The organism is Cryptosporangium arvum DSM 44712 (genome assembly GCF_000585375.1).
Classification (GTDB): Bacteria; Actinomycetota; Actinomycetes; order Mycobacteriales; family Cryptosporangiaceae; genus Cryptosporangium; species Cryptosporangium arvum.
In genome coordinates, this window is sequence record NZ_KK073874.1 from 4,337,588 (window position 1) to 4,348,778 (window position 11,191).

General features: G+C 73.2%; 10 protein-coding genes. 4 read left to right on the forward strand and 6 right to left on the reverse strand.

All coding sequences use genetic code 11. From position 1 onward, the window contains the following. The first annotated feature begins 39 nt into the window (after positions 1-39). Positions 40-1,497, forward strand: a complete 1,458-nt coding sequence (locus CRYAR_RS19460) for an MFS transporter (protein ID WP_035852717.1) — start codon at positions 40-42, stop codon at positions 1,495-1,497. A 71-nt stretch (positions 1,498-1,568) separates the two neighbouring features. On the opposite strand, the gene CRYAR_RS19465 is transcribed toward CRYAR_RS19460, so the two are convergent. Both CRYAR_RS19465 and CRYAR_RS19470 read right to left on the reverse strand, forming a co-directional pair. Then, on the reverse strand, positions 1,569-2,255 hold the full coding sequence (locus CRYAR_RS19465; RefSeq protein ID WP_035852718.1) for an SDR family oxidoreductase: 687 nt from the start codon (positions 2,253-2,255) through the stop codon (positions 1,569-1,571). Beyond that, positions 2,252-2,845, reverse strand: a complete 594-nt coding sequence (locus tag CRYAR_RS19470) for a hemerythrin domain-containing protein (protein ID WP_035852719.1) — start codon at positions 2,843-2,845, stop codon at positions 2,252-2,254. Before CRYAR_RS19470 ends, CRYAR_RS19465 begins: the two co-directional genes overlap by 4 nt. 61 nt (positions 2,846-2,906) lie before the next feature. Between CRYAR_RS19470 and CRYAR_RS19475 the strand changes: the two genes are divergently transcribed. Next, entirely contained in the window at positions 2,907-3,488 is a 582-nt protein-coding gene (locus tag CRYAR_RS19475; RefSeq protein WP_035852720.1) for a TetR/AcrR family transcriptional regulator, read from the forward strand. A 59-nt stretch (positions 3,489-3,547) separates the two neighbouring features. Then, complete coding sequence (locus CRYAR_RS19480; protein ID WP_035852725.1) at positions 3,548-4,714, forward strand: mandelate racemase/muconate lactonizing enzyme family protein; 1,167 nt, start codon at positions 3,548-3,550, stop codon at positions 4,712-4,714. Here the strand turns inward: CRYAR_RS19480 and CRYAR_RS19485 are convergent. Then, positions 4,711-5,241: an Lrp/AsnC family transcriptional regulator gene (locus CRYAR_RS19485; protein WP_035852727.1), complete on the reverse strand. Its 531-nt coding sequence runs from the start codon at positions 5,239-5,241 to the stop codon at positions 4,711-4,713. The genes CRYAR_RS19480 and CRYAR_RS19485 overlap by 4 nt on opposite strands. A gap of 138 nt (positions 5,242-5,379) precedes the next feature. Here CRYAR_RS19485 and hppD point away from each other — a divergent pair, with 138 nt between their 5' ends. Beyond that, on the forward strand, positions 5,380-6,519 hold the full coding sequence (gene hppD, locus CRYAR_RS19490) for a 4-hydroxyphenylpyruvate dioxygenase (RefSeq protein ID WP_245620481.1): 1,140 nt from the start codon (positions 5,380-5,382) through the stop codon (positions 6,517-6,519). Between the two features lie 15 nt (positions 6,520-6,534). Here hppD and CRYAR_RS19495 read toward each other — a convergent pair whose 3' ends face one another. From CRYAR_RS19495 to CRYAR_RS19505, 3 genes are all read right to left on the reverse strand, one after another. Then, the gene (locus CRYAR_RS19495) at positions 6,535-7,137 is read right to left on the reverse strand and encodes a response regulator transcription factor (RefSeq protein ID WP_169745060.1); all 603 of its coding nucleotides are present in this window, start codon (positions 7,135-7,137) and stop codon (positions 6,535-6,537) included. Continuing rightward, positions 7,134-8,330 carry a sensor histidine kinase gene (locus CRYAR_RS19500; protein ID WP_035852729.1) on the reverse strand — a complete coding sequence of 399 codons (1,197 nt, stop codon included), beginning with the start codon at positions 8,328-8,330 and terminating at the stop codon, positions 7,134-7,136. Before CRYAR_RS19500 ends, CRYAR_RS19495 begins: the two co-directional genes overlap by 4 nt. Before the next feature lie 609 nt (positions 8,331-8,939). Beyond that, complete coding sequence (locus CRYAR_RS19505) at positions 8,940-11,186, reverse strand: glycoside hydrolase family 3 C-terminal domain-containing protein (protein WP_035852731.1); 2,247 nt, start codon at positions 11,184-11,186, stop codon at positions 8,940-8,942. Between the last annotated feature and the right edge of the window lie 5 nt (positions 11,187-11,191).

Sequence of the window (11,191 nt, forward strand, 5' to 3'; positions counted from 1 at the left end):
GTGTTGAAAATTCTCGTCGGCGCGTCTACGTTCGGGTCCATGTCCTTCCGAACGCGCCTGGCGTTACCCGTCGCCTGCTACGTGGTGTTGCTCGTCTCGGCGCTGCAGACCCTGGTCGTGCCGGTCGTCGCCGACATCCGGGCCGACCTCGGGGTCTCGACCAGCGCGGCCAGCTGGGTGGTCACCGCGAACCTGCTCGCGGCCGCGGTGCTCACCCCGGTGCTCGGCCGGCTCGGGGACCTCTACGGCCGCCGCCCCGTGATGCTCGGCGTGCTGGGCGTCGTGCTGGCCGGCTCGGTGCTCGCCGCCGCCACCTCCAGCCTTCCGCTGCTGCTCGCCGGCCGGGTCGCCCAGGCGGCCAGCTTCGGGCTCTTCCCACTGGCCATCGGCATGCTCCGGGAGGAACTGCCCCCGCGGCGGCTGACCGGGGCGATGGCCCTGGTCAGCGGGATGCTGTCGGTCGGAGCCGGGTTCGGTCTCGTGGTCACCGGCCTGCTGATGCGCGGCGGTGGCGACTACCACCAGCTGTTCTGGCTGGCCACCGCGATGGCGGCGATCGGGCTGGCCGGGGTGTGGCTGCTTCCGCGCCGTGCGGGCGCGGCGACCGGCCGCCTCGACTGGGCCGGCGCGGGGCTCCTCGGCCTCGGCCTCGTGCTGCTGATCCTGCCGCTGGAGGAGGGCAACGGCTGGGGCTGGGGTTCGGCCCGGGTGATCGGTTCGCTGGTCGCCGCGGTCGTCGTGCTCGGTGCGTTCGTGCTCCTCGAGCGGCGGATCACGCATCCGCTGGTCAGCCCGCGGATGCTCACCTACCGCCCGATCGTGCTGGCCAACGTCGTCGGCCTGTTCCTGGGCTTCGCGATGTTCGCGGTGTTCCTGGCCGTGTCCGCCCTGGTGCAGACCCCGCCCGAGGTGGCCGGTTACGGCTTCGGCGCGTCCGTGCTCGCGGCCAGCCTGGTCTACCTGCTGCCGGGCACGGCCAGCGGTGTGCTCACCGCGCCGCTCGGTGGTCGGCTCGTCGTCCGCTTCGGGGCGAAGGCGACGCTGCTGATCGCGGCGGTGCTGGCCGCCGCCGGGTTCGGGATGCTCGCGGTGCTGCACGCGGCCACCTGGCAGATCGTCGTCGGGGCGCTGGTGGTCAACACCGCGGTGACGTTCGGCTACGCGGCGCTGCCCCCGCTGCTGATCGCGAACGTCGCGCCGGCCGAGACCGGCATCGCCAACGGCGTCAACTCGATCGCCCGCTCGGTCGGGATGTCGCTGGGCACCGCGTTCGTCGTCACGATGATGACCCGCAACCCGATCCCCGGGGCGGTGCCGCTTCCGCGCGAGGCGCAGTTCGTCACCACGTTCGTGGTCGGTGCGGTGCTGGCCGCGGTCGCGGCGGCGCTGATCGCCGTGGCGCTGCCCCGGGAGCGCGCGGCCGGGCTCACCCCGGCCGAGGTGGCGGCCGACGACGTGCTCGGGGCGGCCGGACTGCCGGTCCCGGCGCCGCGCTGACCGATCGGCCGCGCGCGGCCGGACGCCCCGCCGCCCGCGCGGCCCGGAGGACAGCGGACGGCGGGTGGCGGTCAGGTGACCAGGATGCCACCGTCGACGTACAGGTCGTGGGCGTTCATGCCGGTGTTGCGCAGGAGGAACTCGGTCGCGTCGGCGATCTCGGCCATCGTGACCAGCCGCCCGATCGGCGTCCGGTCGGCGTGCGGCGGGTTCGGCACGTCACGCCACTTCGGACTGTCCCCGATCAGCCCGGAGTGCAGCGCGTTGACGCGGTGCGGCGCGATCTCGATCGCGAGCGTGCGCACCAGTCCGGTGATGCCGGCGTTGAACGTCGTGACGACGGTCGAGCCGGGATACGGCCGCTCCTTGGCCAGGCCGCCGAACAGCACGACGGCGGCGCCCGGGGTGAAGCGGTCACGCAGCACCCGGACGGTCTCCGCGTAGCCGACGAGCTTCATCGTCACGGCCGCGATCGCGTCCGGCACGTTGAGGTTCGCGAGCGTGTTGGGGGCCTGGCCGACCGCGGTGATCACGAGGTTGTCGACCGCGGTCACGCCGGCCAGCGCGGCCTCGATCGTCTCCGGCCGGGCCAGGTCCAGCGCCAGCGTGCCGGTGCGGGGCCCGACCTCGGCCGCGGCCTCGTCGGCGCGCGCCTTGTCGCGGCTGGTGATCACCACGTCGTCGCCGCGCTCGGCGAACCGCCGGGCGATGACGCGGCCGACGCCGCCGCTTCCACCGATGACGAGCGTGCTGGTCATGAACCGAGACCTTTCAGGGTGGCGCGAGCCTGCTCGCGCAGGACGGGGACGGCGGCGAGCGCCTCGGGCGGCAGGTTGGCCGCCACGGCGGCGAGTTCCTCCGGGGTGCCCACCCGCTCGAAGAAGCCGAAGTTGAGGTGGAGCCCGACCGGTGGGGCGGAGGCGATCACCGCGCTCGAGAACGCGGCCCACTCCTGGTCGCTCAGGTGCGCGGCCAGCGCCGGGAAGAGCACCGGCTCCTCGTGGTCGAGGTGCTGGTGGACGAGGTCGCGGACATCGGCCGCCGCCGCGGCCAGCTGCGGGCCCGGGACGGCCGCGGCGGCGAGCCGGTCGAGCGCGGCGTCGAGGACGTCGTGCTCGGCGCTGAGATCGGCCAGCGGGGCTCCGGCGGCGGCCAGGCGCGGCCAGAGCACGTCGTCCTCGCTCTCGTGGTGGTGGCGCAGCGCCGCGACGAGGAAGTCGCGCAGCTCGGTGAGCGCGGCCGGCGCGCTGGTGTCCCGCGTCGCGGCCTCCGCCAGCAGGGAGGTCGCGGCGCGGTGCATCGTGTGCAGTAACCGGGTCTCGGCGATCGCCACCGGCTCCGGGGTCATAGTGGTCTCCCGTGTGTTCGTTAATATCCAGCTGGATATTAACTCTACTCCAGGAGCGACGATGAGCGAGGTGCGGCGCCGGAACCGCCGTGATCCCGAGGGCCACCGGGCCGCGATCCTCGCGGCCGCGCGGGAGGCCTTCGGTGAGCGCGGTTACGCCGGGACGACGCTGCGCGAGATCGCGCGCCGCGCCGGGGTCACCCACGGGCTGATCACGCAGCAGTTCACGTCCAAGGAACAACTGTTCCTGGCGGCCGTCCCGGGCAACAGCGACCTGGCGGCCGTGGCCGCCGGCGACCCCGCCACGCTGCCGGAACGGATCGCGAGCGCGTTCGTGCGCCGGATGGAGGCGGGTGCGAGCGGCGACCCGCTGATCATCCTGCTCCGCAGCACGGCCTCGGACGAGCGGACCGCCACCACCCTGCTCGCCGCGATGCAGCAGCACAGCATCGACGTCTACCGCGACGTGCTCGGGCCGGACCTGGCCGACGACCTCGACACCCGGGTGACGCTGGTCGGGGCGCAGCTGATCGGCGTCGCGTTCATCCGGTACATCGCCAGGGCCGAGCCGCTGGCATCGATGCCGCCGGAGGAGCTCACCGGCCACGTCGCCCGGATCCTCCGCCACATTCTCGTCGACTAGTGTCAGGATCCGAGATGGCGTCTTGACTTACGCGATGACACGGGTCGAGTATCGCGCTCATGAAGATCACGTCGGTCTCGCCGCTCCCGGTGACCGTGGAGCTGGGGCGCGAGCCCATGTCCTTCTGCTTCCTGCGGATCGAGACCGACGAGGGACTCGTCGGCTACGGCGAGGCCTGCGACAGCTTCGGCGCCAGCTACGCCGGGGTGATCGGCGAGATCGTCTCCCAGGTGCTCGCGCCGCTGCTGATCGGTCGCGACCTCGTCGCGGCCGAGCCGCTGGCCGAGCACCTGCGCCTGTCCACCCGCCGCCGGCTCGGCGACAAGGGTGTCGCGGCCCAGGCCCGCAGCGCCGTCGAGATCGCCCTGCAGGACCTCGTCGCGCAGGCCGTGGGCCGGTCGGTGAGCGCGCACCTCGGCCAGGTCCGGGACCGCGTCCGGATCTACGCCTCGTCGACGTTCCTGGACGAGGGTCCGGCCGGGTTCCACGCCGACCTGCTCGCGCCGCTGCTCGAGCGCGGGGTGCGGCTGGCGAAGGTGCGGATCGGCCCGGAGTGGCAGCAGGACCTGCGCACGCTGACCGAGCTGCGCGGCCTGCTCCCCGACGACGTGGAGCTGATGATCGACGGCAGCGACACGTTCACCCTCGCGACCTCGATGCCGATCGCCGCGCGGCTGGGTGAGCTCGGCGTGCGCTGGTTCGAGGAGCCGATCCCGCAGGCCAACCGGGCGGCGATCGCCGCGCTGTCGGCGCGGTCGGCGGTGCCGATCGCCTACGGCGAGCACCTCTACGGGCGGGAGGACTTCCTCGACGCGCTCACCCACGACGGCATCTCGGTCGTGCAGCCGGACGCCGCGACCGCCGGCGGCATCGGTGAGTCGCGGGCCATCGCCGGGCTGGCGACCTACTACGGGGCGCGGGTCGTGCCGCACGTCTGCGCGGGCCCGATCGCGCTCGCCGCGAACGTGGCGCTGGCCGCGACGGTCCCGACGATCAACCTGATCGAGTACCCGCTCTTCCTGGCGCCCGCGTGGGAAGCGCTCGGAGCGGGCGACCAGTTCGGGATCCGGGCGATCGAGGACGGCGCGCTGCCGGTTCCGTCCGGGCCCGGGCTCGGCGTCCGGCTGGCCGACGACGTCGCCACCCGGCACCCGTACCGGCTCCCGGGCGCGCGGATCGCCGGCACCGTCGGCGGTGTGCTCGACCGCTTCGTCGGCGACCGCTAGCCGGCGGGGGAGGCCGCCGCGTCGCCGTCCTGGTAGGCCGGGGCCCGGCGGGGAGCCGGCCGCGGTGCGCTCTCGAGCAGCGGCAACGCCCGCGGCGCCACGACCACGGACAGGATGACGACGCTCGTCGAGCGGCTGACGCGCGCCGACTGGTTGATCGTCAGCAGGTGCCGCTGCAGGTCCTCGTGGGAGGACGCGACGAGGCGGCAGATCACGTCGGCCGACCCGGTCGTGGCGTAGGCCTCGACGACGGCCGGGTGGGCGGTCAGCTCGGCGGTCACCTCGTCCAGCGCGCCCTGCGCGATCTCGAGCGTGACGAACGCCTGCACGACGTACCCAGCGACGGCCAGATCGACGTCCGGACCGTGGCCGGTGAGGACACCGGCGCGTTCCAGCCGGTCCAGGCGGGCCTGGACCGTTCCCCGCGCGACCCGGAGCGTGCGCGAGAGCTCGAGAACCCCGACGCGGGTGTGATCGCGCAACGCGGAAAGCAGGTCGACGTCGAGCGCGTCGAGATCGATGGCCATGTGAGCAGACTGTATAGCTGACCCGCGATCCCGGTGACGGGAGATGGACATCCGGACGAGTTCAGATGCGCGCGATTGCCATCCGGGCGCGATCGAGGTGTCCTCGGTGGCAGCGATATCCGGATCCGGGAGGCACTCGTGAGCATCGACGAACTCGTCGGCCTGGTGGAACACGACGCGAAGAACGACCCGTTCCCCGTCAACGGCTGGGACGCGGTGGTCTGGTCGGTCGGCAACGCGACCCAGACCGCGCTGTTCTACCAGCTCGTGTTCGGCATGGAACTCGTCGCCTACTCCGGGCCGGAGACCGGCAACCGGGACCACCACGCCTACGTCCTGCGCTCGGGCGGCGTGCGGTTCGTGTTCAAGGGCGGGGTGGACCCGGCCAGCGCGCTGCTCGACCACCACCGCCGCCACGGCGACGGCATCGTCGACATCGCGCTGGAGGTTCCCGACGTCGACCGGTGCGTGGAGCACGCCCGGGCCGAGGGCGCGACGATCCTGGAGGAGCCGCACGACGTCTCGGACGAGCACGGCACGGTCCGCGTCGCCGCGATCGCGACCTACGGCGAGACGCGCCACTCGCTGATCGACCGGTCGGCCTACCGCGGCCCGTACCTGCCCGGCTACGTCGCCCGCACGTCCGGCCACCCCAGCCCGAAGCGGGTCTTCCAGGCGCTCGACCACGTCGTCGGCAACGTGGAGCTGGGCCGGATGGACGAGTGGGTCGCGTTCTACAACCGGGTCATGGGCTTCACGAACATGGCCGAGTTCGTCGGCGAGGACATCGCGACCGAGTACTCGGCGCTGATGAGCAAGGTCGTGGCCAGCGGCAACCACAAGGTGAAGTTCCCGCTCAACGAACCCGCCGCGGGCAAGAAGCGCTCCCAGATCGACGAGTACCTCGACTTCTACGGCGGCCCTGGCGCGCAGCATCTCGCGCTGGCGACGAACGACATCCTGCGCACGGTCGACGCCCTCCGGGCCCGCGGCGTCGAGTTCCTCGCGACGCCCGACTCGTACTACGAGGACCCCGAGCTGCGCGCCCGCATCGGTGAGGTGCGGGTGCCGATCGCCGAGCTGCAGTCGCGGGGGATCCTCGTCGACCGGGACGAGGACGGCTACCTCCTGCAGATCTTCACCAAGCCGCTGGGGGACCGCCCCACGGTGTTCTTCGAGTTCATCGAGCGGCACGGGTCGCTGGGCTTCGGCATCGGCAACTTCAAGGCCCTGTTCGAGGCGATCGAGCGGGAACAGGCCCTCCGCGGCAACTTCTAGGGTCGCCGGCTGCGGTCACTCCGGCGGCCGGTACTCGCTGATCAGCGTGCGGACGTCGTCCACCGGCTGGTCGACCGCGGCCCACTTGGCGCGGATGCGGGTCAGGTACGAGCGGACGGTCGGGATCGTCACGCCCATGCGGCGGGCGGTCGCGGCCAGCGTGCTGCCGGTGCCGTAGAGGTAGAGCGCGCGTTCCTCCTGCGGGGACAGCTCGGGCGGGTCGTCGTTGATGAGGCTCATCAGCTCGGCGGTCAGCGCGGGCTGCCCGTGGTGGACGCTGCGGATGGCGTCGGCGAGCTTGCCGGCGTCGTCGTCCTTCACCAGGTAGCCGCCGGCGCCGGCGCGCACGGTCGCCCGGACGTCACGGCGTTCGCCGTGCACCGAGATGACCAGCACGCGGACGCCGGCGCGGCGCAGCCGGGCCACGTTCGCGGCGGCGTCGGTGCCGTCCTCGAGCCGCAGGTCGAGCAGGACGACGTCGGCCGGGGGCGCCGCGGCGAGGTGCGCGTTGACGGTGGTCGCGGCGTGCTCGACCCGGATGTCGCCGGCCTCGGCCAGCAGGGCGCGCAGGCCGGCCGGCACCAGCTTGTCGTTGTCGATGATCGCGACCCGGATCACGCCGGCCACCGCAGGTCGACCCGGGTGCCCTCGCCGGGGTGACTGTCCACGCTGGCCGCGCCGCCGACCTCCACCATCCGCGCGGTGATCGACTGCTGGATGCCGTACCCGAGCGCGGTCGTCTCCGGGTCGAAGCCGGTGCCCTGGTCGACGACGGCCACCGTCACCGCGGCGGACGGACGGTCGGCCAGCGCGGTCAGCCGCACCCGGCTGCTCCCGGCGTGCCGGGCGACGTTCGCCAGGGCCTCACCGGTCGCATGGCGGAACGCGTGCAGCACGTCGGACGGCAGCGTGTCGGGCAGGTTCGCGAAGTGGTACTCGACCCGCAGGCCCTGGGCCGCGCTGTCGTTGCCGGCCTCGATGAGCGCGAGCGAGAGTTCGGTGAGGGTGCCGTCGGCGTCGTCGGGCGTCACCCCGCGCAGCACGTTGGCGCTGATCGCGGCCTGCCGCCGGACCCGCTCGTCGGGGTGGCCCGCGGGGCCCTGCCCGGCGATCGCGGTCAGCAGGCGCAGCGGACCGTCGTGCAGCGCGCGGTGACGGCGCAGCTGCTCCTGGAAGTGGCGGATGCGTTCCTCGTTCTGGCTGCGCCGGGCGGCCAGCCGTTCGCGGGCGGTGATCACCTGCTCGGTGGCCGTGTCGACGGCGTCCGCGACCGCGCGCAGCCGCCGGATGAACAGGCAGCAGCAGGCGGCGGTGACGACCTGCCAGCCGATGATGTTGGCCGTGGACGCCAGGTCGGGGTAGTCGTGCGGGGTGGGCAGCGCGTAGCCGGCCGCCAGTGCGGTGCACCCGCCGACCGTGGCCGGCCAGGACGCGCTGGCGAGGGCGACGGCCACGCCGGAGGAGACGGCGACCGGTTCGAAGTCGGGCACCGCCACGGTGGCGAACGCCTCGGCGGTCAGCGTCCAGGGCAGCACCGCCGCGGCGGCCGAGGTCACCGCGACGTCTCCGGCCAGCACCGCGCGGGGGATCGGCTCGCACCGGGCGACGGCGGGCAGGAACACCACGTTCCACCCCGCGACGACGAGGTAGACCGCGGTGGCCAGCGGCCGGTTCACGAACCCGTCCGCCTGCGCCAGCGACGCGATGCTCAGCGCCACCATCACGAGCGTGCCGAGCCGGGCGAGCAGGATCACGCCGGTGGTGATCGCCCTGATCCGCCGGTGCAGATCGACCGCCAGCGCGCTGTCCACGCCCGCAGTCTGGCACGGCCCCGGAGGCCGGTCCATGCCGCACCGATGCGGCATGGACGTGCTCCGATCTCGACTCCCACACTCGCGGTGAACACCGTCTGCCGACGTCGAGGAGGCGTTTCACCGTGCACGACGCCACTGTTCGGAACCGTCCCGAGTCCACCCGGCCGCGCCGAGCGACGCTGTCGTCGGTGCTGATCCCGTTCGTCGGCGACTCCACCGATCACGGCCTCCGATCGTGCTGAGCCCGCTCGCCGACGAGGTGCGCTCGCGGTGCGACCGATGACCCCGCACGGGTACTTCGGGTACGTCCTGACGCACGGAGACCGCGGCCTGCTGTTCCGGAGCGACGGAGCCGACCGGGAACCCGCCCGCCCGCGGCCGGCGCCCCGCCGGCGCCGTCGAAAATAACAAGCCCAGACGGCGGAGCCGGTCGGCCGGGCACGCGCCGACCGCGCCGACGTGGACCAGCGCCGATCCCGCTGTTCCGCGCCGAAACAAACCAGCGCCGAAGCGATCCGAACGGAGCGGTGCGGAACGGAACGGAGGAGCGGACCCGCTCGGAGATCCGAGCGGGCCGTCGGTCGTGGTACGAGCGCGGCGCGCTCGTCAGTTCAGGCGGGTGACCGCGGCTTCGACGTCGGCTTCGGTGATCGGGAAGCCCGGGAAGCGGGAGAGCCGCTGCAGCGGGATCGCGCGCAGCATCTGGCCGTTGCGCTCGTCGAAGAGGAGCGCGCCGAACCCGTGGTCGCCGAGGGCCCCACGGAGCCACTCGCCGCCCGACGGGTGCGCCAGCCAGGCGTCCACGGTGGACTCGGTCGTCACCGGCGGGGTGATCGCGTCGCCCTTGAGCTCGACCGTGGCCTCGCCCCGGATGTCCCGGGACGACGCGCCGACGCGGACGCCGAACACCCCGCCCTCGACGACCCAGTCGCCCGCGGCGACGTGCCAGAAGGCGAACGCGCGCCGGTCCAGCGTGAGGCTCACCGGTGCGCTCAGCCCCGGCTCGAGCGTCACCGTCGCGAACGCGCGCAGCTCCTGGTCGGGCCGGTAGACGGTGGCCTCCGGGTCGGTCACGTAGACCTGCACGGTCTCCCGGCCGGCGTGGCCGCCGGTGTTGGTGACCGTGAGCCGCACCTCGACCGTGTCGCCCTCGGCGGTGACCGACAGGTCGTCGTAGGCGAACGTGGTGTAGCTCAGGCCGTGGCCGAACGGGTAGGCGACCGGCAGGCGGTGCGCGTCGTACCAGCGGTAGCCGATCAGCAGGCCTTCCCCGTACCGGACGTGCCCGTGCTCGCCGGGGAACGCGCCGAGCGCCGGGTTGTCCTCGTAGCGCACCGGGATCGTCTCGGCGAGCCTGCCGGACGGGTTCGCCGCGCCGAGCAGCAGATCCGCGGTCGCCGAACCGCCGGCCTGGCCCAGCAGCCAGCCCTCCAGCAGCGCCCGCGCGTCGTCCTGCCAGTCCGCGACCGACACCACCGAGCCGTTCGACAGCACGACGACGACGTTCGGGTTGGCGCCGGCGACCGCGCGCAGCAGCTCGAGCTGGTGCGCGGGCAGGTTCATGTGCGCCCGGTCGTAACCCTCCGACTCGTACGAGGGAGGCAGGCCGAGGAACACCACGGCTACCTCGGCCGCTGCGGCGGCGCGCACCGCCTCGGCGATCAGCGCCGGGTCGGCGCTCTCCGACTCGACGACGAACCCGGCCGCGAACGTCACCTCGCGACGGCCCTCGAGCGCCGCGCGCAGTGCGTCCAGCGCCGAGTCGACGCGGGTCGGGTTGACCTGCGAGGAACCGGCGCCCTGGAAGCGGGGCGAGCGGGCGAACTCCCCGATCACCGCGATCGCGCCCCCGGCCGAGGGATCGAGCGGCAGCAGCCCGCCCTCGTTCTTGAGCAGCACGGCGCTCGCGACCGCGGCCTCGCGGGCCAGCGCGTGGTGGGCGTCGACGTCGAACGAGCCGCCCTCGGCGAGCGCGGGCAACGAACGGTCGACGAGCGTCAGCACGCGCGTGACCGCCCGGTCGACGTCCTCTTCGCTCAGCTGGCCGGCCGCGACCGCGTCCAGGATTCGGCGTGTCCCGCCGCCTCCCGACGAGGGCATCTCCAGGTCCAGGCCGGCCGCCACCGCGGCCTCGCGCGCGTTCACCGCGCCCCAGTCGGAGACGACCAGGCCGTCGAAGCCCCAGTCGCCGCGCAGGACGTCGGTGAGCAGCCACGGGTCCTCGGAGGCGTAGACGCCGTTGATCCGGTTGTAGGAGCACATCACGGTCCAGGGCTGCGCCCGGGTGACCACGCGCTCGAACGCGGGCAGGTAGATCTCACGCAGCGTGCGCTCGTCGACGTCGGCCGAGACCGTCATCCGGTCGGTCTCCTGGTTGTTCGCCGCGAAGTGCTTGAGCGACGTGCCGACGTCGTTCTCCTGGATCCCGTCGACGAGGGCGACCGCGAGCTCACCGGCGAGCAGCGGGTCCTCGGAGAAGTACTCGAAGTTGCGCCCGCACAGCGGCGTGCGCTTCATGTTGACGCCCGGGCCGAGGAGCACCGAGACGCCGGACGCGCGGCACTCGGCGGCGAGCGCGGAGCCGACGCGGTGCAGCAGCCCGGTGTCCCAGGTCGACGCCAGCCCCGCGGCCGGCGGGAAGCAGGTCGCGGGGACGCTGGCGGTCAGCCCGAGGTGGTCGCTCTCCTGAGCCTGTTTACGCAGGCCGTGGGGACCGTCGGTGACCATGATCGCCGGAACGCCGAGCCGTTCGACCGGCTGGGTGTGCCAGAAGTCCGACCCGTCGAGGAGGGAGGCCTTCTCCTCCAGCGTCAGCGCGGTGAGCACAGCGGGCACGTCCAGCCGGTTCGTCATCCGTT